Genomic DNA, 23,039 nt, shown 5'->3' with positions numbered 1-23,039 from the left:
GAGGACCCCGCAGGCCCAAATCGCACATCCGCGCGGGGCGCCGGAGCCCGGTCGCGGGCCGCGCGGGCCACCGAAGGCGCTGCTCGTTCATTTGGAGGAGTGGAACCTGCGGCTGCCGGCCCGCCTGACCTGACTTGAGCTGATCCGGCCTGTCGTTCCCGGCCGGTCCTGGCTTCTCCGAGCAGCCTTGAACTACTTCGAATTACTTCTAACTACTTCGAGCCGTTCCGGGCGGTTCTGGCCGCCCGGAACGGCTGTCAGGTCACCAGCGCTGGTGGACCTGCGGGCGGATCAGCTCGTCGTAGATCTCCCGCACGCCCGCGAGGGTGGCCTCGGGCAGCGCGTCCAGGGCGGCGGCGGCCGCGTTGGCGCGGGCCTGCCCGGGGTTGCGGGCGCCGGGGATGACCACGGAGACGCCGGGCTGGTCGATGATCCAGCGCAGCGCGAACCGCGCCATGGTGGCCTCCGGCGGCACCAGCGGGGCCAGCCTGCGGACCGCCTCCAGGCCGGTGGTGAAGTCGACCCCGGAGAAGGTCTCCCCGACGTCGAAGGACTCGCCGTGCCGGTTGTAGGTACGGTGGTCGTCGGCGCCGAAGACGGTGGACTCGTCGTACTTTCCGGACAGCAGGCCGCTGGCCAGCGGGACGCGGGCGATGATGCCGACCCCGGCCTCGGCCGCCGCCGGGAGCACCTTCTCCAGCGGCTTGAGCCGGAAGGCGTTGAGGATGATCTGCACGGTGGCCACGCCCGGCCGGGCGATCGCGGTCAGCGCCTCGTCACAGGTCTCCACGCTCACCCCGTAGGCGGCCACGCGGCCCTCCTGGACGAGGGTGTCGAGGTCGTCGAAGACCCTGTCCGTCGCGTAGACCGGGGTGGGCGGGCAGTGCAGCTGCACCAGGTCGAGGGTCTCGACGCCGAGGTTGGCGCGGGAGCGGTCGGTCCACGCCCGGAAGTTGTCCAGGGTGTAGGCGGACGGCTCCTGCGCGACGCGGCGGCCCATCTTGGTGGCCACGGTGAGTCCCGGCCTGGCCTTGATCAGCTGCGAGACGATCTGCTCGCTGCGCCCGTCGCCGTACACGTCGGCGGTGTCGACGAAGGTGACCCCGGCGTCCACGGCGGCGTCGAGGGTGGCCAGGGCCTCGTCCTCGCCGACCTCACCCCAGTCGGCCCCCAGCTGCCACGCGCCGAGCCCGACGACACCGATCCGCCTGCCTGTTCTTCCCAATTCGCGCTGTTCCACATCAGCGATCGTAGCCCGCACGACACGATGTGAATCACCGGCACCCGGGTACGGCGGGCCGGCGAGACGGTGTGGCACGCACTCCCGGGAACCTACCCCGGTACGCCCGGCATCACGTGGGCGTCGGGACCTGGAAAGACGAGGCTCTCGTGCTCGTCGCCCTCCCAGCGGACCACGTAGGGCGGGCTTCCGTCCTCGTGGCGCAGCTCGACGATGGATCCGATCTTCCGGGGATCGCCGCTGTGGGCGCCCTCCACGATCAACTTGTCGCCTATGGTTGCCTTCACTGGGGCCTCCTGGATCAGCAGGGTGCCGGTTCTCCGGCCTTCCTCCCCTTCCATGGCATCACCCTGCGACGCATTCGTCCAGGTCAGAGGCATGCTAAGGCCGGTTGGACGACCTCCCGGCTTCAGACTTTACTTATATAAGTCGATCCTGAGACAGTGAGGTTATGCACGCGCTCGACGTTCTCGGCGATCCGGTCCGGCGCCGGATCCTGGAGCTGCTCGCCGACGGCGAGCTGGCGGCCGGTGAGATCAGCGCCGTGGTGCGGGAGGAGTTCGGGATCTCACAGCCCGGCGTCTCGCAGCACCTGCGCGTGCTGCGCGACAACGGGTTCGCGACCGTACGCGCCCAGGGGACCCGGCGGCTGTACGCCGTTGACCCCGCCCCGCTGCGGGAGGTGGACAGGTGGCTCGACCGCTACCGGCACTTCTGGAACCAGCACCTCGACGCCCTGGGCACCGAGCTCGCGCGGGGAAAGCGGGAACGCCGCCTCAGGGAGGCGGAGAACCAGCCGCCCCCTGGCAAGGACGGGGACAGCCCCTGACCACCGTCCAACACCCCTCCCGCAACGCCCCCTCCTTCAACGCGCTCTCCCGGGGCCGACGCCCTCCCCCCGGAACCGACCCCCTCTCCCCCGGTACCGGGACGGGATCGGATCTCCCCGCTCAGGAGGGGCCCGCCCACAGCTTGCGTACGGTGGCGAAGACCCGCTGGTTGTGGGAGATCTCGACGACGTTGCCGTCGGGGTCCTTCAGCGCGCAGATGTAGCCGACCGGGCCGGGCATGTCGCGGGGTTCCCAGTGCAGGCGGCCCAGCTCGCGCGCCCGCTCGGCGATCTCCTCGACGTCGGCGCGCTCGGGCACCTCGATCCCGAGGTGCGCGAACGGCGTCAGCAGTCCCAGCCGTTCGCCCCTGTCCCTGTCGAAGGAGACGAGTACCAGGACCATCGGGGTCTCAGCCTGCCCCTCGTTGGAGAGCCAGGCGCTCTCCCCGTCGGCGTCCTGGAAGCGTTCGACGACCACCAGCGGCGTCAGCGACGTGTAGAACGCGATCGCCTCGTCGAGATCGCCCGTGGGCAGGGCGACGTGCGTCCACCGTGCCCGGGTCAGATCGCTCATGAAGATCCTCCACTTCCTCCGTGTCGATCGTGTCGATCCGGCGGTCCGTGTCGATCCGGACGACCTTCATCGATCCGGACGACCTTTGTCCGCCCCGGACGATCGCCGGTGTCCGGGACCCTCAGGTGGAGTCCCGTTCGAAGGGCCGTCCCAGCGCTCCCGGTTCGCGGCGCCGGTTCGTGAAGAGCAGCATCGCGAGCAGCGCGACCAGGTACGGCGCCACTATGAGCAGTTGTGAGTTCAGTGTCAGGCCCAGCGCGGGCAGCGCCAGGCGCAGGGCGTCGGCCAGGCCGAAGAGCGCGCAGCCGAGCAGGGTGCGTCCCAGCCGCCAGCCGCCGAAAATCACCGCCGCGATGACGATGTACCCACGACCGGCCGTCATGTTCTGGTTGAACGAGCCGACTTCGCCGACCGCGAGGTACGCGCCGCCCAGCCCGGCCAGCGCGCCGCACCACAGCAGTGCCTGGCGGCGGCGCGCGTCGACCCGGACGCCGGTGACGTCGGCGGCCTGAGGCCGTTCGCCGACCGCCCGCAGCTCCAGGCCCCACCTGCTGCGCTCGACCAGCCACCAGGTCAGCGGGACGACGACGACCAGCAGGTAGACCGGCCAGCGCTCGACGAACAGCGGGGCGCCGACCAGCGGGATGTCGCGCAGCCAGGGGACGCTGACCTGCGGCACCTGGTGGGAGTCGAAGTCGCTGACCGTGATCAGGTAGCCGGTCAGCCCGAGGACGAGGGCGTTGAGCACCAGCCCCGCCACAAAAGTATTGATCTTCAAGCGGTGGGAGAGGTTGCCGTGGACGAGACCGACCAGGAGCCCGATCAGCACGCCCGCGAACAGCCCGGTGGTAGCGCTGCCGGTGGCACTGGCCGTGGCGACCGAGCCGAACGCGGCGCCCAGCATCATCCCCTCGACGGAGATGTTCATGGCACCGGCCCGCTCCGCGAGATACTCCCCGCACGCCGCGAAGGCCAGCGGGACGGTGAGCCGTACCCCGCTGGACAGGATGGTGGAGACGTCGTCCGCGACGATCATCGGGCGGCTCCCTCGGTGACGGGCACGGACCGGTGTCCCGCGCGTCCGGCACGGACGCCGCCACCCTGGCGGCGGATCGCGGTGAGGACGGCGGGCGGGGCGACGAAGGCCAGCACCAGCAGGGCCTTGACCACGTCCACGACGAACGGCGGCACGCCGGTCGCGGCGAGGAAGCCGCCGCCGGAACGCAGCACGCCGAACAGCAGGGCGACGAGCACGGCCGGCAACGGCCGGTTGCGGGCGACCAGGGCGACCAGCAGGCCGTCCCAGCCGATGCCCATCGCCATGCCGGGCTGCAGCCGGTGGACGCCCACCGGGCTGGTCAGCAGCACGGCCCCGGCCAGCCCGGCGAGGGCGCCGGAGACGGCCAGCGCCACGCCGCCCAGCGCGTCGGCGCGCACCCCGGCGTGCCTGGCGGCGATCGGGTTGAGGCCGAGCATGGTGAGCCGGAAGCCCCACCGGGTACGGGCGATCACCGTCGCGACGACCACGGCCGCGACCAGCGCGATCAACAGTCCCCCGTTGACCTGCAGGTCCGGGTACTCCCCGGCCGAGCCGAGCAGGGCGCTCCCCGGCAGCGGGTTGGACTGCGGCGCGACGACGGCGTCACCGACCCGCGACTCCCGCAGCAGCCACGGCGTGTTCACCGCGAACGCGACGAGCTGCTGGGCGACGAAGGTCATCAGCAGCGTGCTGACCACGACGTCGACGCCGCGCAGCCGGTACATCAGCGAGCTGAGACCGGCCCACGCCCCACCGGCCAGCGCGGCGGCCGCCAGCACGGCCACCAGCAGCGCCGGGCCGGTGACCGCGAGGCGCAGGCCCACCCAGGCGGCGAGGAGGGCGCCGACGAGCACCTGGCCCTCCTGGCCGATGTTGAACATGCCGGACCTGGCGCTGACGCACGCGCCCACGGCGACGAGCAGCAGCGGCGCCGCGTACAGCAGGGTGGAGGTCCAGGCCGTCCGGTCGGCCATGCCGCCCTGGAAGAGGGCCAGCACCGACGCGAGCGGGGAGCCGCCGGTCACGGCGATCAGCAGCGCCGACAGGGCGAGCGCCACGACCACACCCGCGACGGTCGCCAGGCCGGTCTTCCACGCCGACATGCCGGGGGCGGGGATGAGAAGGACGAGCAGGCGCCGCCCGAACGGGCTCCGGGCGGGGTTTCGAGCACCGTCCCTGCCGGATTCCTGGTCGGGGTTCCGAGCGCGACCCCTGACAGAGTCCAGGTCAGGACTCCGGGCCGGGTTCCGGGCCGGGTCCTGTCCGGGATTCCGGGCGAGATCCTGGTCGAGGTTCCGAACGAGATCCTGGCCGGGGGGCCGGGCCGGGTCCTGCCCAGGGTTCCGGGCAGGTTCCTGGTCGAGGTTCCGGGCGGGTTCCTGGCCGGGGGGCCGGAGGGATTCGTTCACGTGCTCATCCCGCCCACCAGCATGCCGAGCCGCTCGGCCGTGGCCTCGCCCGTGGGCAGCACGCCGGTGATCCTTCCCGACGAGATCACCGCGATCCTGGAGGCCAGCGTCATGACCTCCTCCAGCTCGGTGGAGATCAGCAGCACGGCCACCCCTCCGGCCGCGACGTCGCGCAGCCGCCGGTACATGTCCTCGGTGGCGCCCACGTCCAGCCCATACGAGGGGCGCGCCGCGACCAGGACGGCCGGGCGGGCCGAGAGTTCGCGGGCGAGCACGACCCGCTGCCGGTTGCCTCCCGACAGGTCGCGCACCGGCGTGTCCGTCGACGGGGTGACGATGCCGAACTCGGTCACCAGGCGGCGGGCCACGGCACGCGCCTTCCCCCGGTTGAGGAACACCCGGCCGCTCACGGCGTCCAGCGACTTCATGACCAGGTTCTCGGCGACGCTCATGTCCAGCACCAGCCCGGAGCCGTGCCGGTCCTCCGGCACGATGCCGAGCCCGGCGGCGTGCAGCGCGCCCGGACGGTACGGATCGACCGGCCGTCCGGAGATCTCGACCACCCCGGAGTCCGGTACGACGAGCCCGGACAACAGGTCCCCCAGGACCGACTGGCCGTTGCCCTCGACCCCGTACAGGCCGACGATCTCACCGGGGGCGACGTCCAGGCTGAGATCGGACAGCAGGGGCGCGCCGTCGACGGTGAGGCTCAGGCCGCGCAGCCGCAGCGCGGGTGCCGGAGATATCGGGGACATCGGAGGCATCGAAGGCATCGGGGAAACCGAGGACTCCGGGGTGCCCGCCTCGCCGATCCCGGCCTCCTCGGTTTCGGCCTCTTCGGCTCCGGCCCCTTCGGCTCTAGCCTCCTTGGCTCCGGACTCCTCGATCCCGGTCTCTTTGGTCCCGGTCCTCTCGGTCCCGGTCCTGGTCCTCTCGGCCCTGCTTCCCTCGGTTTCGGGCACCTCGGTCCCGGACCTCTCGGTCGCCGTCTCGTTCGCCGTGGTTTTTCCGGTCGCGGTCTCGCCTCCACCGGTCGCGGGCTCGCGCGTGCCGAGGGACTCGACCGGCAGCAGGCCGAGGGCGGCGGCCTCGGTGCCCGGGGATGTCTCCCTGCCGACCATCCGCCGGGCCAGCTCGCGCGGGTCCGTCCTCGCGGTGGCGCTCCGGAAGACGACCTTTCCCCCGCGCAGCACGGTCACCCGGTCGGTGGCCGCGGTGATCTCGTCCAGCCTGTGGCTGATCAGGATGACCGCGCGGTTCTCCGAGCGGACCAGGCCGCGCAGCACGCCGAACAGCTCGGCCGACTCCGCCCGGGTCAGCACCGACGTCGGCTCGTCGAGAATGAGCACCTCCGGGTCCCGGCGCAGGCACTTGACCAGCTCGACCCGCTGCCGCTCGCCCGCGGAGAGCCGCGCCACCCTGGCCAGCGGGTCGACCGGCAGGCCGTAGCGCAGGGAGATCTCCCGCACCTGGTCGCGGGCCGCGGCCCTGTCGATCTTCCCGGTGTCGCCCAGGATGACGTTCTCCCAGACCGTCAGCGGTTCGACCAGGCTGAAGTGCTGGTGCACCATGCCGATGCCGAGCGCCGCCGCCTCCCTCGGGCCGTCGATCTCGACGGGCTCCTCGTGACGCAGGACGGTTCCCGCGTCCCGCTGGACGAGTCCCGTCAGGATCCTCATGAGCGTCGACTTGCCGGCCCCGTTCTCACCGAGCAGGCCGTGGATCTCGCCCTGGTACACGGTGAGATCCACGGCGTCGCAGGCGACGACCGGACCGTAGCTCTTGCTCACCCCCCGCAGCCGGAGCGCGGGCACCGACGGCGGGGTGGGCTTCCCCGCTTGTTCGTCTTCCGCCACGTCAGGAACCGAGCCTCTTCACTTCCGCCTTGGGGTCGACCCTCCCGCTGCCGACGTCGGCGATGAACGTCTTCAGACTCTCCTCCTGCTCGGGGGTGGGCTCGCAGATCCTCACGGTGGGGAACGGGTCGACGCCGAGCTTCCAGACCTTCTCCACGCCCATCCGCAGCTTCGCCGCGGCGAAGTCCTCCAGCGCGGCCCTGAAGTAGTCGCCGGGGCTGAAGAGCACCGAGACGTCGAACCTGGGCCCGGTGGAGGCGCACCGGTCGGTGCCCGGGGTGAGGGTGAGCACGCCGCTGGCGTTGGCCAGCTCCGCCGACGCGTCGGTGGCGCCGCCCAGATAGGGGTAGACGACCTTGACGCCCTGGCTGATCTGGGCCTGGGTGGCCTCCTTGGCCTTGGCCGAGTCGTTGAGGTCGCCGCTGTAGGTGACCGTCAGCGTGGCCTCGGGGACCACTAACCGGATGCCCGCTCTGAAGGCCCTCGCCGCCGCGCTGGTGAAGTCGACCTCGGGGCCGGTCACGAACCCGGCCTTGGTCGCGCCCTTCTCCTTCATGAGCAGGCCGGCCGCGTACCCGGCGGCCAGCAGGCTCTGGTCCGCCTCGTCGGTGGAGAGCATGATCCTCGGGGTCTGCGGGATGTTGTCGGACGAGGGGACGTACCAGGCGGTGCCGGCGCACACCGGCTCCTCGGAGGCGGGGATCGCGTCCCTGAGGTCCGCGGCGCCGAGGGCCACCATGTCGACCTTCTGCCTGCAGAGCGCCCGCGCGGCGTTGAGCGCCTCGCTGGTGTTGACGCCGCCGCGCTTGATGATCGTCCAGCCCTTCGAGGTGGCGAACTGTTCGGCGGTGTCGACGAAGCTCTGGTAGTAGCCCTTGTCGTTGATGTCACCGGGGCTCAGCACCCCGATGACGACCTTGCCGTCGCCGTTGACGTCCGGCTGGCCCGCGAGCACGGTGCCGCCGTCCGTCTTCGCTCCGGTGCCGGCCGGGGCGGGGGTCGTGGCCCGGGGTGCCGTGGCGTCGCCGCTCGCGCACCCGGCCAGGGCCACCGAGGCGAGACAGGCGGTCAGCGCGGCCGTGACCCGGCCCGTTCGATGGTGTGCGGCCATGACGATCCTCTCGATCTGATGCGCACGCGCCGCCTGCGGGGCGCGTGTGGGGAACGAACCTTGGTCGCGGGCGGGGGTACGGGCTTGCTGCGGGCAGGCTGGGAGGCCGCCGTTCGGACGCTGCCATTTAACAGCCGTCGCCGTCCGTCGTGTCCACCGCCCGCCGGGAATCCCCGGCCGCGGGCACCGGCCGGAGGACTCCCGCTCCGGCGGGCGGCGAAGGAGGGGGTCCTCCCGCTCCGGCTCGTCACCGCTTCCCGTGCTGACTCGTCATCGCCTCCCACTCTGAATCGCCGACTCGTCGCAGCCTCGCGCTACCCGCGCGGGTCCGGCGTACGATGCGGGCATGCCGAACCTCGGACCCATTGAACTGTTGATCCTCGCCGTTCTGCTCGCGGTGGTCCTGGTGATCATCGTCGGTGCCGTCATGGCGGTCAGGAAGGCGGGCCGCGCGGTCTCGGGCGGCCGGGCGCCCCTCATGCCGCCGACGCCCCAGGGGCTGTACGAGACCGTCACCCGGCTGACGCGCCAGGGTCAGAAGATCCAGGCGATCAAGGAGCTGCGCCAGTACACCGGGCTCGGTTTGAAGGAGGCCAAGACGGTCGTCGACGCCGTGGCCTCGGGGCACGACATGTGGAGCCATCCGGCCATGGCCCGGTTCCGTCCCGCCCACCCCGTGGTCCCGCCGAACGCCGCTGCCACGGGTGCCGCAGGTGCTCCGGGTGACGGGGGTGCCGCCGCCGGTCCCGACCTGGCCACTCGCGTGCGCGGCCTCAAGGCCGCCGGTCGCGCCGAGCAGGCCGTCTACCTGGTGCGCGGTGAGACCGGCATGGGCGAGCGCGAGGCCGAGCTGTTCGTCGACACCCTCTGAGCCCCTGAGCGAAACCCGGCGAACCCCGCCGAGCCCTCCCGAGCCCGTTCCGGTCTCCCCGAGTCCTCCCGGGCTCCCCGGGCTCCCAGAATTTCCTGAGCCTCCCGGGCTCCCCAGAGCCCCGAAGCGTTCAGCCCCGCTGGTCCTCGACGCCGACGAACATGGTCCGGTGCAGCACCTCGACGTGACCTCGGGTGATCTCGACCGCCCTCAGCGGGTCGCCCGCGGCCAGGGCGGCGACGAGCTCGGCGTGCCCGCGGTTGGAGTCGCGCAGGTAGTCCAGGGGAAAGGGCAGGTAGTAGCGGTAGAGCTCGCGGACGACCGCGCCGTACTGCTCCACCGCGGACGGCAGGCCGGTGGCCGCGGCCACCTCCATGTGGAAGCGCTCGTCGCAGGTGCGGAACTCGGCCCAGCTTGAGGCGCGGTCCATGCACGCCACCAGCCGCTCCAGCTCCTCCAGCTGCCCCAGCGGGTGCGGGCCGGGGCGCGTCGCGGCCAGGTGCGCGATGCCGCACTCCAGGAGCAGCCGCTGGTCGATCAGCCGGTGGACGTCGGCGGCGGCCGACCGGTAGGCCTCGATCTCACGCACCTCGCCGGGCGGGGGCCGCTCGGACACCAACGTGCCGCCGCCGCGCCCGCGCCGCCGCTCCAGGATGCCCTGGTCACAGAGTGAGACGAGTGCCCTCCGTACGGTGATCTCCCCGACCCCGAGGGCGCGGGCGATGTCACCGGCGGGCGGCAGCCGCTCCCCGGGTTTCAGCAGGCCCAGCTCGACGGCCATCGCGATGCGGGCGCGGACGGTATCGAGCGCCTTGAGCCGCCGGATGCCGACCAGGGCGGGGGCTTTGAGGACGATGAGGGGGCTGCCGGACGACATGCCACCACGGTACTAGCCAAAAAACAGGTCATAATGATCAAAATTGCGATAAGTGCTCATAATGAGATATTTTTCATTCCCTAGCCGGGAAGCAGGTGTGCCATGTCGCGTCCCCTCTCCATAGCGCTCGCCCAGGCGGCTCCCCGGCAGGCAGGGGAGCCGATCTCGGGCTTCGCGCGAGAGGTCGAGGAGCTCGCCGGGCGCTTCCCGGGGGTGCGCTTCGCCGTCTTCCCCGAGCTCCACCTGCACGGCACGCGCGGCCCGGCGAGCGAGCGGACCGCCGAGCTGGAGGCGTCCGCGGAACCGCTGGACGGGCCGCGCTCGAAGGCCCTCGCCGAGCTCGCCGGTGACCTGGGAATCTGGCTGGTGCCCGGCAGCGTCTGCGAGCGCGGGCCCGGCGGCGCGCTCTACAACACGGCCCTGGCCTTCTCCCCCGAGGGCCGGCTCGCCGCCTCGTACCGGAAGATCTTCCCCTGGCGGCCGTACGAGCCGCACCGGCCCGGGGACCGCTTCGTGGTGTTCGACGTCCCCGAGGCGGGCCGGGTCGGCTTCGCGATCTGCTACGACATCTGGTTTCCCGAGGTCGCCCGCCATCTCGCGTGGATGGGCGCGGAGGTGATCGTCGCCCCGGCCATGACGACGACCTCCGACCGCCCCCAGGAGCTGGTGCTCGCACGCGCCCACGCGATCGCGAACCAGGTGTACGTCGTCAGCGTCAACACGGCCGCCCCGGTGGGCACCGGGCACAGCCTGGTCGCCGACCCCGAGGGCCGGGTCAGGGCCGAGGCGGGTGAGGCCGCCACGGTGCTCACCGACGTCCTCGACCTCGACGACGTCACGCGGGTCCGCAGATACGGCACCGCCGGCCTCAACCGCGTTTGGGAGCAGTTCACCGAGGCCGACCCGCCGATAGACCTCCCCCTCTACCAGGGACGAATCGATCCCTCGCGCTGGACTCCAGCGGGGGGCTGACTCTTCGGGAAGAACCTCACGATGCCATCCAAGGGACCAGTTCTGAGGCGGGCTCTGACGCTCGGCGAGGTCGTGCTGTTCGGCCTGGCCTACATGACGCCGCTGATCGTCCTGGGCATCTTCGGCATCGTGTCCGAGACCACCGGCGGCGCGACCGCCGCCGCGTACGCGCTCGCGCTGGTGGCCATGCTGTTCACGGCCTTCAGCTACGGCAGGATGGCCGCGATCTACCCGATCGCCGGATCCGCCTACACCTACGTGCGGCGGACCATCGACGCGCGGGCGGGCTTCCTGGTGGGCTGGGCGGTGCTGCTCGACTACTTCTTCCTGCCCATGGTCATCTGGCTGATCGGCAGCGCCTACCTGTCGGCGCAGTTCCCGGCGGTCCACTCGTGGGTGTGGATCGTCCTGTTCATCACCGTGACGACCGTGCTCAACTTCGTGGGTATCAAGATCGCGGCCCGGGTGAACCTCCTGCTGATGACCTTCCAGATCGCGGTGCTGCTCTTCTTCGTGCTGCTGTCGATCGGCTACGTGGCCGGCTCGTGGGGGCCCGCCGCGCTGTTCGACCTGGCGCCGTTCGACAACCGGGCCACCACGGTCTCCGGCGTCGCGGCGGGGGCCGCCATCGCCGCCTACGCCCTCCTCGGCTTCGACGCCGTCACCACCCTCGCGGAGGAGACCATCGAGCCCGAGAGGACGATCCCCCGGGCGATCCTGCTCACCGCGCTCGCCGGTGGCACGATCTTCATCGTGGTCGCGTACTTCACGCAGCTCGTGCATCCCGGCGGCCTCTTCGACGACTCCTCCTCGGCGGCCTTCGGCCTCGCCAGGATGATCGGCAGCAGCCTGTTCGGCGCGGTCTTCCTGGCCGGTCTGGTCGTCGCCCAGTTCGCCTCCGGCCTCGCCGCGCAGGCCAGCACCTCGCGACTGCTGTACGCGATGGGGCGCGACGGGGTGCTGCCCCGCAGGGTGTTCGGCTACCTCCACCCCCGATGCCGTACGCCCGTGTTCGGCCTGGTGATCACCGGCGCGGCGGGCCTGATCGCGCTGTGGCTGAACATGGCCACCTCCACGTCGTTCATCAACTTCGGCGCCTTCACCACCTTCGCCTTCGTCAACCTCAGCGTCATCGCCCACTACTTCAGGGAACGCCGCGCGGGCCGGGCCCTGGGGGTGGTGCCGTACGTCCTGGTCCCGGCGATCGGGGCGGGGGTCAACCTGTGGCTGCTCAGCCGCCTCGACGCGCACGCCGTCACCCTCGGCCTGATCTGGCTGGGCCTGGGCGTGATCTACCTCGCCTACCTCACCCGCATGTTCCGGCGGCCGCCGCCCGACCTGGAGTTCGCCGAGGAGGCGCCCGCCACCGAGGGCATCGGCCACGACCCGCGCCTGCTCAGGTAGCGCCTTCCGGGTACGGCTCCCGGCTCCCGTGAAGCGGGTCCGGTTCAGCCGGTCGTGCCGAGCACACCGTTCGGGTCGAGCACGAACTTGGACGCGGCGCCCTGGTCGAAGTCCGCGTACCCCTGGGGCGCCTGGTCCAGCGGGATCGTCACGGCGTTGACCGCCTTGGCGATCCGCACCCTGTCGTTCAGGATCGCCCGCATCAGGTAGTGGTTGTAGCGCATGACAGGGCACTGGCCGGTGGCGAGGGACAGCGACTTGGCCCAGCCGAGGCCGAGCCGGATGGACAGCGACCCCCGCTTCGCCGCCTCGTCGTGGGCGCCCGGGTCGCCGGTCACGTACAGGCCGGGGATGCCGAGCCCGCCGCCCGCGCGGGTGACCTCCATGAGCGAGTTGAGCACGGTGGCGGGCTGTTCCTTTCCGGAGTCGTCACCGTGGCCGTGGGCCTCGAAGCCCACGGCGTCGACGCCGCAGTCGACCTCGGGCTCGCCGAGGATCTGCTCGATCTGGTCCTGCGGCTCGCCCCGCGACACGTCGACGGTCTCGCAGCCGAAGCTGCGGGCCTGCTCCAGGCGCTCCTTGTTCAGGTCGCCGACGATCACCACGGCCGCCCCGAGGAGGAACGCCGAGACGGCCGCGGCGAGCCCGACCGGTCCGGCTCCGGCGACGTAGACGGTCGATCCCGGCTTCACCCCCGCGGTGACGCAGCCGTGGAAGCCGGTCGGGAAGATGTCGGTGAGCATGGCCAGGTCGAGGATCTTCTCCATCGCCTGGTCCCTGTCGGGGAATTTCAGCAGGTTCCAGTCGGCGTAGGGCACCAGGACGTACTGCGCCTGCCCGCCGACCCAGCCGCCCATGTCGACGTAGCCGTACGCCCCGCCCGGCCGCTCGGGGTTGACGTTCTCGCAGATCCCGGTCTTGCCCTCCTTGCAGTTGCGGCAGCGGCCGCAGGCGATGTTGAAGGGGACCGAGACGAGGTCGCCCACCTTTGTGAACTCCACGCCCGGGCCGGTCTCGACGACCTCGCCGGTGATCTCGTGGCCGAGGACGAGCCCGACGGGGGCGGTGGTGCGGCCACGGACCATGTGCTGGTCACTGCCGCAGATGTTCGTCGCGACGGTCTTGACGATCGCGCCGTGCGGCACCTTGCGGCCCACGTTCGCCGGAGGCACCCCGGGCCCCTCCTTGAGCTCGAACCCGGGATAGTCGATCTCCTGGACCTCCACCTTGCCCGGCCCCTGGTACGCGACGACCTTGTTGCTCGGCATGACGTCCTCCTGTCTCCTCGTGGTGCCCTTCCGCGCGACGCCTGCGGGACGGCCGGTTGTCGCCCGTGGGGGACGTGAGGGAACGGTGACGACCGATCCAAACCGAATATGATTTTTCACCTTTTTTCACCATATACCTGCTGGTCACGGCTATATCGGGGAGCCGCACCCAACCGGATCCTCCCCCACCCCATCGGGCGATCGTCGCGATACCGGAGGTCCCTATCCGCCGGGGGCTCTATCTGCCGGGGCTCCACCCGGCGGGATCCCCATCCGTCAGGCCCTCATCGGATCCTCATCAGGCCCTCGCTGGATCCGCGTCGGATGCCGCGTGAACGTCACCACCGCTCCGGCCGGCGGCAACCGGCCAGAGCCGGCTGAGCTGAAGGACGCTCAAGCCGAACATCAGCACGCCCAGGGGGACGTGCAGGGTCTTCAGGCCCGCGATACCCAGCGCTATCTGCGCCAGCGTGAGGCCCAGGAACCCGGCCGCGTACAGGATGGGCCTGGGCGAGCCGCCGCCCGGCCGCCACACCAGGATCGCGATGACCAGATGCGACACCGCCACGGTGAACACCCCGTACGCCGCGACGCTGTGCGACGCCCGTCCGCCGGGCGAGGACAACAACAGTCCGGCGGTGACCGGCGCGGCGAAGAGGGCCAGGGTTTGCAGGGTGATCGCGATACGCGACAACATGGGTGACTCCTTGACGGCTGCGAGATGGGGTGAGGACCGCGACGATCCGCGCGGTGGACGGTGTCTCAGTAGTCCGACGAGACAACCGCCGGGAATGTGAGGCGACTGTCCCCACACCATCGGAGGCGCCACCGTGCCGGCCGCCGGTGAACGCCTCGCCTCGAAGAAGCTGCACCGTTTCGGCCGTAGCGGGCGGTGGTCTTGGACAGCACCAGGTCGTCTGCGGCATTGACCGGCTCGGTGGGTCCCCTAGTGCCGTGGCTCCGTCGTCCAGGGGCGGAGTTTCTCGGGGTTGCGCACCGCCCAGAGGTGCTTGATCCGGTCGCCCGCGAGGTCGAACGCCATCACCACCACGGTGACGCCGTCCTGCTGGACCACCAGACCGGGCTGACCGTTGACCGTACGCTCCAGGATCGTCAGATCGGGCACCCTGCCGACGAGGCCGACGGCGTAGCGCGCGATCTGCTCGCCGCCCTCGATCGGGCGGAGCAGGGCGCTGACCAGGCCGCCGCCGTCGGCGGTCCCGGTGGCATCGGGGTCGAGGAGGCCGACGAGGGCGTCGATGTCCTTGGCCTCCCACGCCTGTTTGAAGGCTCTGACGATGTCGGCGCGCTGGGCCGCCGGGGTCGCGGGGGCCCGCGAGACGCGGATGCGACGGCGGGCGGAGGAGGCCAGTTGGCGACAGGCCGCCGGGGTACGGCCGACGATCTCGGCCACTTCGGCGAAGGAGTGGCGGAAGACGTCGTGCAGGACGAACGCGACGCGCTCGGCGGGGGTCATCGAGTCGAGCACGACGAGAAAGGCCATGGTGATCGACTCATCCAGGGTGACTCGGTCGGCCGGGTCGGCCGGGTCGGCCGTGGTGCCGCCCGGCCGACCGTTGACCCACTCGGTACGGTCGGGCAGGGGTTCGGGGATCCATTCGCCCACGTAGCGCTCGCGCCTGGCCCGTGCCGAGCCGAGCAGGTCCAGGCAGATGCGGCCGGCGACGGTCGTCAGCCAGGCACCGGGCGACTCGATGGCCTCCTGCCGCTGCCGGGACATGGCGTACCAGCGGGTGTACGTCTCCTGGACGACGTCCTCGGCGTCGGACAGGGAGCCCAGGAGCCGGTAGGAAAGGTTGATCAGCTGACGCCGCTCGCTCATGATCGCGCTCAGGCCCGGATCGAACCGGCCGTCTCTCGGCTCGGATTGGCCGGGGTGGGTGTTCACGGTGTCGCCGGCTCCCTTGGTCGCATCTGCCCTCATGCCCTCACCGGATCGACGAGACAAGCCTCCGGAATGTGAGGCCGACGCGCCGCCTCACGTTCCCAGGGGCTGTCTCGTCGGACTACCGGGACACCACTCGCTGTCCGGAACCCGTACCGGAACGGTGATCGTCCCCGCGACCGGCCACTTCGCGCGGGAGGACCAACCCCACCGGGTCGCGAGCCTCAAAACACCGCCGATGAGATCGAGAAGGGGAAACCCCATGTCCACGACCACGACGACCAAGCACGACGGTATCCAGTCACGTCTGCCCGACCCCCTCCAGTTCTTCCCCGAGATGGCGAAAATCGCCGGAGCCATGTCCAAGGCCACCCGGAACGGTTCGATCCCGCAGACCACCATCGGCCTGGTGCAGCTCCGCGCCGGGCAGATCGTCGGCAGCACCTACCACGCCGTCCGGCAAACCGGCGACCTCCGCAAGGCCGGGGAGACGGAGGAGCGTATCACCGCCGTGGCGTCATGGCGGGACGCCCCCTACTTCACCGGCGCCGAACGAGCCGCGCTGGAGCTCGTGGAGGCCGTCCTCACCTCGAACCCGTTCGGGGAGCGCGTCCCCGACGAGCTGTACGCCAGGGCATCCACCCACTACGACGACAAGGCGCTCTGGACACTCACTCTGGCGATCGCCCAGATCTGCTTCTTCATCCCCGTCGCTCTCATCGCCAGGCCGATCCCCGGTAGGGCGCCCGGGAAGAACTACAGCAGGTAGCGCGTCTCCCGCTGCGAATGCCTGTCCGGCCCGAAAAGGCCGGGGCGGACAGGGCCGGGCAGGGGCCAAACCACAGCCAAACCACGTCCAGACCGGACCCCGGCCCCGGCCCCGGCCCCGGTCCGGGGCCGGAGCCGGAGCCGGAGCCGAAACCAGGGTCAGGGCCAGGGCCGGGCCGAACGACGAGTGGGCTCTACACGACGAACCGGTGGCTCGGCTCGCCGCGCAACCGCCCCTCCGGCAGCTTCCGGCCGCACAGGACCAGGACGAGATCCTGCGCCGCCCCGTACACCGGCGTCCCGTCCCCGATGGACCAGTCGACGTCATCGGCGCGCATCTCGATCCCCCGGATGTCGACCCCAAAAAACTTCAGGCTCTTCTCCGCCTCGAAGCCGCCCAGGACGATGCGCAGCCGGTCCTCGGGGACGTGCCGGTCGAGGCCGAGCGGCAGGGTGAAGTCCAGGCCGTGGATCACCTCGTGGGTCAGCGCGCCTTCGAAGCCACCCCCCGGGGGCTTCCACGCGAAGTCCGCGTTGTCCCTCATCAGCGCGGCGAGCTCGCCGGACGACAGGGCGGCCGCGTCGCGCCGGGCGCACCGGTCGGCCATCCTGGCGAAGTTTCCCCGCGACCTGAGCATCTCGATCACGAAGCGCGGGGTCGAGTAGTGGAACGGCATGGTCATGTGGGCCACGACCTCCCGTACCCGCCACCCGGCGCACAGGGTCGGCTCGTCCCACCTCCGCTCCGGCAGGCCGGTGAGCACGTCCGCCAGGTCGCGGCGTTCGGCGGCGATCGCCTTCCTGACCTCGCTCTCCGTGACCTTCGTCATCGCCGCTCCCCCGATCGCGCGACCCCGGCGGCGGCGCGCGAAGTCGCCGCGTCCATTGAAGTGTCCATCGGTGTCCTCTTCTCCAGGTTCCCGGGAGTTCCGGGAAGGTGTTCGCCCTACCGACGAACGAGCCCGGCGCCATCGGACACCCCCGGGACCACAACCCCTGGACTACGGACCGGCGACCTCGGCGAGCCGGCGGCCGAGGTAACGGCGTTCGGTGTCGGTCGCCGCCAGCTCCAGCGCCTCGCGGTAGGCGGACGCGGCCTCGGCGGCGCGGCCCAGGCGGCGCAGCAGGTCGGCCCTCGTAGCGGGCAGCAGGTGGTATCCGGCCAGCGCCCCCGACTCCCGCAGCGCCTCCACCAGTTCCAGCCCCGCGGCCGGTCCGGCGGCCATCCCCACCGCCACCGCCCGGTTCAGCTCCACCACCGGAGACGGCGTGAACCGCGCGAGCCGCCCGTACAGCGCGGCGATCTGGGCCCAGTCGGTACCGGCCGCGTCGGTCGCGGTGGCGTGGCAGGCGGCGATGGCGGCCTGCACCTGGTACGGGCCCGGGTGGCCACGCCGCAGGGCGCGGGCGAGCAACTCCTCGCCCTCGGTGATCGCGGCGGTGTCCCACAGGGCCCGGTCCTGCTCCTCCAGGGTCACCAGGTCACCGGCCGCGTCGAGCCGGGTGGCGCCGCGGGCGTCGTGCAGCAGCATCAGCGCCAGCAGCCCCACCGCCTCGGGTTCGTCGGGCATCAGCCGCGTCAGGACGCGGGCCAGCCGGATCGCCTCGGCACTGAGGTCGCGCCGCAGCAGATCGGCGCCCGCCGTGGCCGAGTATCCCTCGCTGAACAGCAGGTACAGCACGGCCAGCACGGCGGGCACCCGCTCCGGCAGCAGGTGCGCGGGCGGCACCCGGTACGGGATCCCGGCGTGCCTGATCTTCTGCTTGGCCCGGAGCAGGCGCTTGGACATCGTCTGCTCACCGACCAGGAACGCCCTGGCGATCTCCGAGGTGGTCAGCCCGGCCAGGGTGCGCAGGGTGAGCGCGACCCGGGCCTCCAGGGCCAGCGCAGGATGGCAGCAGGTGAAGATCAGCCGCAGCCGGTCGTCCGGCACGCCGTCGTCTTGCCAGGCGGGTTCGGGTTCGTACGACATGGCGGCGGCCTCTCGCAGTTTGGCGGCACCGACCGCCTCGCGGCGCAGCCGGTCGACGGCGCGGTTGCGCGCGACCGTGGTTAGCCACGCGCCGGGTCTGCGCGGGACCCCGTCCCCGGCCCAGTGCCGCAGGGCCGCCGCGAAGGCGTCCTGCGCGCACTCCTCGGCGAGGTCCCAGTCGCCGGTGACCCGGATCAGGGTCGCCACGACCTGACCCCACTCGTCCCGGAACGCCTGGGCGACCGCCTCCTCGACCTCCGCCGCCACACCGTCCCCGGTCATCCCGCCCCTGGTCACGCCGTTTCCAGTCACACCGCCCCCGGCCACCCCATCCCCGGTCATGCCGTTCCCGGTCACGACGGCAGGAGCGGCCGGATCTCGATCGAGCCGTAGCCGGAGGCCGGGTGCTTCGAGGCGATCTCGATGGCCTCGTCGAGGTCGGCGCACTCGATCATGCAGAACCCGCCCACCTGCTCCCTGGTCTCGGCGAACGGGCCGTCGGAGAGCAGAACCGCGTCGTCACGCACCCGCACGGTCGTGGCGTCGGCCGGTGGCCGCAGCCCGGCGCCACCCCGCAACACCCCGCGACGTTCCATCTCCTCGGACCATCCGCCGCACCCGTCCTGGGCATGGGCCTCCGCGGTCTCGTCACCACAGATCAGCAGCATGTATTTCATAACCCTCCATGCTAGACAGGTCGCGATCTCATCGAGCAATCACCAAAATCACCGCTCAGTAGGCGTTGACCTGCTGGTTTTCGCAATTGACGGCTATTGTCCGGCTTGTCGCCAGCACCGGCTTCGACGTTGCGCCGATCCCAGCGAATGTTCGGAAAAGGCTTGACGCTGCGGGATTCGCGACCGCGGATCGCAGAAACCGAGAAAACCTCGGCAACGCTACCCGAAAGGCCGATCATGAAGCTACGCTTCCCGGGTACGACCTCGGACGACGGTGGTTGCCCCACCGTCTACGCGACCGACCGTGACACCTACGTCGTGCAAGGCACGATCGTCTCTGACGCTGACGCGCTGGGCGGACTCCGGGACCTGGCCTCGGACGAAACCGCGGTGGAGATTCCCAAGGAACTGATCAAGTATTTCACGGAGTGAACAATGGCAAGCCTTGTGGTTGGACAGGACTTTCAAAACCTGTTCGACTCGTTCACGCATACCGCTTACCGCCAGGAGTCGCGAGACCGCCACAACTCATTCGACGAGAAGGATGCCATAAAAAGGTTCATGAACGGTGACCCTGATCTGGAGTACATCCGATCCCGTCCATGGCTCGAATTCATCAGGGCGAAGACCTCGGAGGGCAGGCGATTCCAGAGGGTGCGGATCGTGACCGTTCCCCTGAAGGATTACTCACGCTATGCGCTCTGGAGTGTCCAGGGAAACCTGGCCGCCGGAGAGGAGATCCGATACATGGACCGCGAGCAAGCGATTGATCTTGGCTTGCCGCAACTCGACGCGTGGCTGTTCGATTCGAATCGGATAGCATTGCTTCATTTCGATGACGATGACCGCCTTCTTGGGGCGGAAGTCATCACGGACTCCTCAAGGATAGAAGAACACAAGGCTTGGCGCGAAGTCGCCTGGCAAAACTCACTGACCCGCCAAGAGTTCATCGAATCCCTGAACCAAGTGTGAGTGGAAATCTTGGCCGGTAACGCGAACCAGGCCCGCGAGGCCCTCGGGGCACGGCTCCGCGACCTACGGAAAGACGCAGGACTGACCGGTCGCACGCTAGCCTCTCTTGCGGGATGGCAATCCAGCAAGGTCTCGAAGATAGAGTATGGAAAGCAGGCACCAAGCGAGGCCGACATTCACGCATGGTGCCTGCATACCGGTTTTGAACGTCACGTTTCAGACCTGATAGCTGCCGTCAGAAATATCGAGACTCAGTATGTTGAGTGGCGACGCCAACTCCGGTCCGGAACCAAGCGTCGCCAAGAAGGATCGATCGCCTGGGAGGAGGAGACATATCTTTTCCGGGTTTTTCAGCCCATCATGATCCCCGGCCTGCTCCAGACGGCCGAATATGCTCGTTTGATTTTTTCTAAAGCGATAGATTTCTACGATATTCCAGATGATCTGGATAGCGGAGTACAGGCACGCATGGAGCGCCAGAAGGTTCTCTATCGAGGAGACCGGCGCTTTCATATGATCATCGGCCATGCAGCTATGCAGACCCACGGCGCAGAGCGCGAAATAATGATCGACCAGCTTGAGCGCCTGCTGACCCTTATGACCCTGCCCAGGCTTCGGATCGGCATCGTTCCTGTCCGTGCGGTATTTGAGGTCACACCACTGCACGGGTATTGGATTTTTGACGAGCGAATGGTGTTGGTCGAGACCCATTCAGCCGAGCTGAAAATAACACAGCCCCACGAGATAGAGCTGTACATAAAGGCGTTCGAGGCATTTTCCAGATCTGCTGTCTACGGCCGCGAGGCAAGCTCCTTGATCACCCAAGAAGTCTCGCGGCTGACCAACAAGCCTTCAGAGTGAGCAAACTCAAGAAAACTTCTTGGCCTCCCTGACGTTCGCTACTTACCGTCATTGGCATGACACTCGGACAGACGACCGCGCGGTTCACCGGAGAGCGCTCAGCCGAGCCGGTGACAAGCGCGACGGGGGAGAAACACGACAGGGCCCTGGCGGTCGTGCAGCGGCTGCTGGCGGCGGAGCGAGTTCGCTCCCGCGCCGTTCACACGATCACCCTGAAGCTGTCCCAGGACGGCAGGCCACTGTCCCTGGCGGAGCGCGGGCGCCACGCGCCGGAGCTGGTCGCGTACGGCGACGGTGGACGGATGGTCGCGACGGTGACCGTGGGGTCGCGCTCCGGCTGCTACCTGGTCCGCCTGCCCGTGGCGGGTGTCGCGGCCCAGACGGTGAGCGCCGACCAGCCGCACGCGGTGGTGGACCTGGTTCTCGCGGCGACGAGGGGGGACGGCCGTGGCCGTACGTGACTGGCACATCCTCGGCGACATGGCCACCCGCGAGGCCAACGGGCGAGACATCAGGGTCACGACCGGAAACCTCCCCACCACTCACGCGGCCATCGAGAATTGGGAGGCCGGGGAGCGAGCGCGCCAGGCACGCGATCTGAGAGAACTCAGCAGGCTCGTGGACAGCGCGATAGCCCGGTTGCAGGCGCACCATCACGCCGGTCGAGGCGGGCCGACGCCGAACAGGAGGAATCCGCGGTGATCCGGGCGTCACCGGCAGAAGTGGCCGGAGCGGACAAGACGTGCCGGGTCGGCAGCGTCGGGAAGACGTCGCCGGCCCGGAGGATCAGCCCGCGCGACTCGCCGTCCGGGGAGTGGGTGATCAGGTCCGGCTCGGTCATGGTCTGGGACATCGTGAACCCCTGCTCGTTGGCCGGCTTGGTCGCCGCCTACGGGTGCTGATGGTCGCGGATCTTGTGGCACATGTCGGTGACGGCCTTCACGATCAGCTCGGGCTCGTCGATCTGGATGTTGTGCGCGGCCCGCTCGGCGACGATCAGCGTGCTGTCGTCGGACAGGCCGGCCAGGTCGGCTTGAATGCGTGCCCAGACGCGGTTGTAGCGCTCGGCAACGTCAGGCGACCGGCCGGCGAGGTATTCGTAGTAGTAGGTGCCGGGGGCCGGGTGCGGGGCCTTGGAGATGACCGTCAGCGGCATGCCGCCGAAGTGCGTGCGCTCAGCCTTCAGTGCCGTGACCACTCCCGTCCGGCCGAGGTCCTCCTGGACCTCCGCGCGGCGCTGCCCGCTGGTCAGTTCCAGCGCCAGGCCCAGCTCGACCAGTTCGGCCGGGACGCGCTGCCGCAGCCGGCGCAGCAGGTCCGGTTCCCGGCCCCTTCGGATCGCCAGACGCAGCCGGGCGCGGACCAGGCCACACGGCGTCAGGGCGTAGGTGAGGGCTTGCCGCCAGTGTCGCAGGGGCCCGTACCGCCACTGGCCGAACTCCTCGGCCATCCAGGTCATGCGCTCGGAAGGCGCGTCGACCAGCACCATCCCCGCGACCTGGTCGCGGTGGCGGGCAGCGTAGAAACGGGCGATCTCCCCACCCATCGAGTGGCCGACGATCAGGTAGGGGCCGGGCTCTCCGGATGCCTCCAGGACCTCGTGCAGCTCGTCGGCCAGCGCCGAGGCGCCGCGCCATTCCCACCAGGGGGAAACCCTGATCACTCACTGCGTGGGCGGAGGCCCTCCCCCTCGAAGGAGGTCCATCACCTGCCCTCGACTGGAGACACCGAATCTCGCGTAGATGTGCTTCAGGTGTGTCTTGACGGTGTTCGGGGCGATACGCATCACTTCGGCGATCTCCCGGGTGCTGAGTCCCCTCACAAGGAGTGCGAGAACTTCTCGTTGCCGGTCCGCGCTTTCCAGCAGTCCCGGCTGCGGACGGGGCTCGCCTCTCATCAGGGCGTCGATCTGCCGGCCGCCGAGCACCCGGTCGTCGGTCGCGTTAATGGGCGGCGTCACCGTCTCTGGAGAACGCCCGGTAGCCGCCCGAATGGAAGACCAGCGGCTCGCCCTCCTCGCGCCGGAAGTGCTCGACCTCCCCGACGAAGATCAGGTGGTCGCCCCCGTCGTACGTGGCCACCGCGCGGCAGGCGAAGTGGGCGACGTTCCCGGCGAGCACCGGCACCCCGCCCGGGGCGAGACGGGTCTCCACCCCGGCGAACTTGTCGGGCAGCGGCGTGGCGAACCGCCGCGACAGGCGCTCCTGCCCGGCGGCCAGGACGTTGACCGCGAACCGCCCGGCCTCGGCGAAGGCCGGCGCGCTGGGAGCCCGCCGGGACAGGCACCACAGGACCAGCGGCGGGTCGAGCGAGACGGAGGTGAAGGAGTTGACGGTCACGCCCAGCCGGTCACCTCGCGGGGTGGCGGCGGTGACCACCGCCACCCCGGTGGCGAACTGCCCGAGGGCGTCGCGCAGGGATCTCATGACGGC

General features: G+C 70.1%; 27 protein-coding genes. 9 read left to right on the top strand and 18 right to left on the bottom strand.

Annotated elements, in window-relative coordinates; translation table 11 throughout:
* Positions 1-262: 262 nt before the first annotated feature.
* Both ACSC1Q_RS07130 and ACSC1Q_RS07125 read right to left on the bottom strand, forming a co-directional pair.
* Positions 263-1,240: an aldo/keto reductase gene (locus ACSC1Q_RS07130; protein WP_436757850.1), complete on the bottom strand. Its 978-nt coding sequence runs from the start codon at positions 1,238-1,240 to the stop codon at positions 263-265.
* Between the two features lie 92 nt (positions 1,241-1,332).
* Positions 1,333-1,527, bottom strand: coding sequence for a DUF1918 domain-containing protein (locus ACSC1Q_RS07125; protein WP_436757849.1), 195 nt, complete (start codon positions 1,525-1,527; stop codon positions 1,333-1,335).
* A 164-nt stretch (positions 1,528-1,691) separates the two neighbouring features.
* Here ACSC1Q_RS07125 and ACSC1Q_RS07120 point away from each other — a divergent pair, with 164 nt between their 5' ends.
* Positions 1,692-2,069, top strand: coding sequence for an ArsR/SmtB family transcription factor (locus ACSC1Q_RS07120; RefSeq protein ID WP_436757848.1), 378 nt, complete (start codon positions 1,692-1,694; stop codon positions 2,067-2,069).
* A gap of 121 nt (positions 2,070-2,190) precedes the next feature.
* Here the strand turns inward: ACSC1Q_RS07120 and ACSC1Q_RS07115 are convergent, their stop codons facing one another.
* The 5 genes from ACSC1Q_RS07115 to ACSC1Q_RS07095 form a co-directional block, all read right to left on the bottom strand.
* Complete coding sequence (locus ACSC1Q_RS07115) at positions 2,191-2,643, bottom strand: VOC family protein (RefSeq protein ID WP_436757847.1); 453 nt, start codon at positions 2,641-2,643, stop codon at positions 2,191-2,193.
* Positions 2,644-2,764: 121 nt separating this feature from the next.
* Positions 2,765-3,679, bottom strand: a complete 915-nt coding sequence (locus ACSC1Q_RS07110) for an ABC transporter permease (RefSeq protein WP_436757846.1) — start codon at positions 3,677-3,679, stop codon at positions 2,765-2,767.
* Complete coding sequence (locus ACSC1Q_RS07105; RefSeq protein ID WP_436757845.1) at positions 3,676-4,785, bottom strand: ABC transporter permease; 1,110 nt, start codon at positions 4,783-4,785, stop codon at positions 3,676-3,678. Before ACSC1Q_RS07105 ends, ACSC1Q_RS07110 begins: the two co-directional genes overlap by 4 nt.
* A gap of 302 nt (positions 4,786-5,087) precedes the next feature.
* Complete coding sequence (locus ACSC1Q_RS07100) at positions 5,088-6,947, bottom strand: ABC transporter ATP-binding protein (protein WP_436757844.1); 1,860 nt, start codon at positions 6,945-6,947, stop codon at positions 5,088-5,090.
* A gap of 1 nt (position 6,948) precedes the next feature.
* Positions 6,949-8,058, bottom strand: coding sequence for a BMP family ABC transporter substrate-binding protein (locus ACSC1Q_RS07095; protein WP_436757843.1), 1,110 nt, complete (start codon positions 8,056-8,058; stop codon positions 6,949-6,951).
* A 346-nt stretch (positions 8,059-8,404) separates the two neighbouring features.
* Between ACSC1Q_RS07095 and ACSC1Q_RS07090 the strand changes: the two genes are divergently transcribed.
* Positions 8,405-8,929, top strand: a complete 525-nt coding sequence (locus tag ACSC1Q_RS07090) for a ribosomal protein L7/L12 (protein WP_436757842.1) — start codon at positions 8,405-8,407, stop codon at positions 8,927-8,929.
* Positions 8,930-9,059: 130 nt separating this feature from the next.
* Here ACSC1Q_RS07090 and ACSC1Q_RS07085 read toward each other — a convergent pair whose 3' ends face one another.
* Positions 9,060-9,806: a FadR/GntR family transcriptional regulator gene (locus tag ACSC1Q_RS07085; protein WP_436757841.1), complete on the bottom strand. Its 747-nt coding sequence runs from the start codon at positions 9,804-9,806 to the stop codon at positions 9,060-9,062.
* A 102-nt stretch (positions 9,807-9,908) separates the two neighbouring features.
* On the opposite strand from ACSC1Q_RS07085, the gene ACSC1Q_RS07080 reads away from it, so the two are divergent.
* The gene (locus tag ACSC1Q_RS07080; RefSeq protein ID WP_436757840.1) at positions 9,909-10,778 is read left to right on the top strand and encodes a carbon-nitrogen hydrolase family protein; all 870 of its coding nucleotides are present in this window, start codon (positions 9,909-9,911) and stop codon (positions 10,776-10,778) included.
* 21 nt (positions 10,779-10,799) lie between these two features.
* Positions 10,800-12,182 (top strand): APC family permease, encoded by a 1,383-nt coding sequence (locus ACSC1Q_RS07075; protein WP_436757839.1) that lies wholly within the window; start codon positions 10,800-10,802, stop codon positions 12,180-12,182.
* Between the two features lie 44 nt (positions 12,183-12,226).
* Here the strand turns inward: ACSC1Q_RS07075 and fdhA are convergent, their stop codons facing one another.
* The 3 genes from fdhA to sigJ form a co-directional block, all read right to left on the bottom strand.
* A complete protein-coding gene (fdhA, locus tag ACSC1Q_RS07070) occupies positions 12,227-13,450 on the bottom strand; it encodes a formaldehyde dehydrogenase, glutathione-independent (RefSeq protein WP_436757838.1) in 1,224 nt (407 codons plus the stop codon).
* Positions 13,451-13,748: 298 nt separating this feature from the next.
* Positions 13,749-14,147 carry a hypothetical protein gene (locus tag ACSC1Q_RS07065; protein WP_436757837.1) on the bottom strand — a complete coding sequence of 133 codons (399 nt, stop codon included), beginning with the start codon at positions 14,145-14,147 and terminating at the stop codon, positions 13,749-13,751.
* 249 nt (positions 14,148-14,396) lie between these two features.
* Positions 14,397-15,395, bottom strand: a complete 999-nt coding sequence (gene sigJ / locus ACSC1Q_RS07060; RefSeq protein WP_436757836.1) for an RNA polymerase sigma factor SigJ — start codon at positions 15,393-15,395, stop codon at positions 14,397-14,399.
* 223 nt (positions 15,396-15,618) lie between these two features.
* On the opposite strand from sigJ, the gene ACSC1Q_RS07055 reads away from it, so the two are divergent.
* Positions 15,619-16,125: a carboxymuconolactone decarboxylase family protein gene (locus ACSC1Q_RS07055; protein ID WP_436757835.1), complete on the top strand. Its 507-nt coding sequence runs from the start codon at positions 15,619-15,621 to the stop codon at positions 16,123-16,125.
* Positions 16,126-16,318: 193 nt separating this feature from the next.
* Here ACSC1Q_RS07055 and ACSC1Q_RS07050 read toward each other — a convergent pair whose 3' ends face one another.
* The 3 genes from ACSC1Q_RS07050 to ACSC1Q_RS07040 form a co-directional block, all read right to left on the bottom strand.
* Positions 16,319-16,954 (bottom strand): maleylpyruvate isomerase family mycothiol-dependent enzyme, encoded by a 636-nt coding sequence (locus ACSC1Q_RS07050; RefSeq protein ID WP_436757834.1) that lies wholly within the window; start codon positions 16,952-16,954, stop codon positions 16,319-16,321.
* Between the two features lie 171 nt (positions 16,955-17,125).
* Positions 17,126-18,379, bottom strand: a complete 1,254-nt coding sequence (locus ACSC1Q_RS07045) for an RNA polymerase sigma factor (protein WP_436757876.1) — start codon at positions 18,377-18,379, stop codon at positions 17,126-17,128.
* A 71-nt stretch (positions 18,380-18,450) separates the two neighbouring features.
* Entirely contained in the window at positions 18,451-18,774 is a 324-nt protein-coding gene (locus tag ACSC1Q_RS07040) for a YciI family protein (RefSeq protein ID WP_436757833.1), read from the bottom strand.
* Between the two features lie 162 nt (positions 18,775-18,936).
* Between ACSC1Q_RS07040 and ACSC1Q_RS07035 the strand changes: the two genes are divergently transcribed.
* From ACSC1Q_RS07035 to ACSC1Q_RS07020, 4 genes are read left to right on the top strand one after another with little or no spacing between them, the layout of a single operon-like run.
* Entirely contained in the window at positions 18,937-19,206 is a 270-nt protein-coding gene (locus tag ACSC1Q_RS07035; RefSeq protein WP_436757832.1) for a hypothetical protein, read from the top strand.
* Between the two features lie 3 nt (positions 19,207-19,209).
* Positions 19,210-19,746: a DUF6879 family protein gene (locus tag ACSC1Q_RS07030; RefSeq protein ID WP_436757831.1), complete on the top strand. Its 537-nt coding sequence runs from the start codon at positions 19,210-19,212 to the stop codon at positions 19,744-19,746.
* Positions 19,747-20,607 (top strand): helix-turn-helix domain-containing protein, encoded by an 861-nt coding sequence (locus ACSC1Q_RS07025; protein WP_436757830.1) that lies wholly within the window; start codon positions 19,747-19,749, stop codon positions 20,605-20,607.
* 56 nt (positions 20,608-20,663) lie between these two features.
* On the top strand, positions 20,664-21,068 hold the full coding sequence (locus ACSC1Q_RS07020; protein WP_436757829.1) for a hypothetical protein: 405 nt from the start codon (positions 20,664-20,666) through the stop codon (positions 21,066-21,068).
* Between the two features lie 146 nt (positions 21,069-21,214).
* On the opposite strand, the gene ACSC1Q_RS07015 is transcribed toward ACSC1Q_RS07020, so the two are convergent.
* The 4 genes from ACSC1Q_RS07015 to ACSC1Q_RS07000 are packed head-to-tail and all read right to left on the bottom strand — an operon-like array spanning position 21,215 to position 23,033.
* A complete protein-coding gene (locus ACSC1Q_RS07015) occupies positions 21,215-21,460 on the bottom strand; it encodes a hypothetical protein (protein ID WP_436757828.1) in 246 nt (81 codons plus the stop codon).
* Positions 21,461-21,496: 36 nt separating this feature from the next.
* The gene (locus ACSC1Q_RS07010) at positions 21,497-22,270 is read right to left on the bottom strand and encodes an alpha/beta fold hydrolase (RefSeq protein ID WP_436757827.1); all 774 of its coding nucleotides are present in this window, start codon (positions 22,268-22,270) and stop codon (positions 21,497-21,499) included.
* A complete protein-coding gene (locus ACSC1Q_RS07005; protein ID WP_436757826.1) occupies positions 22,271-22,567 on the bottom strand; it encodes a helix-turn-helix domain-containing protein in 297 nt (98 codons plus the stop codon).
* Positions 22,551-23,033, bottom strand: a complete 483-nt coding sequence (locus ACSC1Q_RS07000) for a flavin reductase family protein (RefSeq protein ID WP_436757825.1) — start codon at positions 23,031-23,033, stop codon at positions 22,551-22,553. Before ACSC1Q_RS07000 ends, ACSC1Q_RS07005 begins: the two co-directional genes overlap by 17 nt.
* Positions 23,034-23,039: the final 6 nt, after the last annotated feature.

It is taken from the genome of Streptosporangium heterodermiicola (assembly GCF_051390675.1).
In the GTDB taxonomy this organism is placed as follows: domain Bacteria; phylum Actinomycetota; class Actinomycetes; order Streptosporangiales; family Streptosporangiaceae; genus Streptosporangium.
Note: the sequence above shows the minus strand (reverse complement) of the source record. Positions and strands in the feature narration are given on the sequence as shown.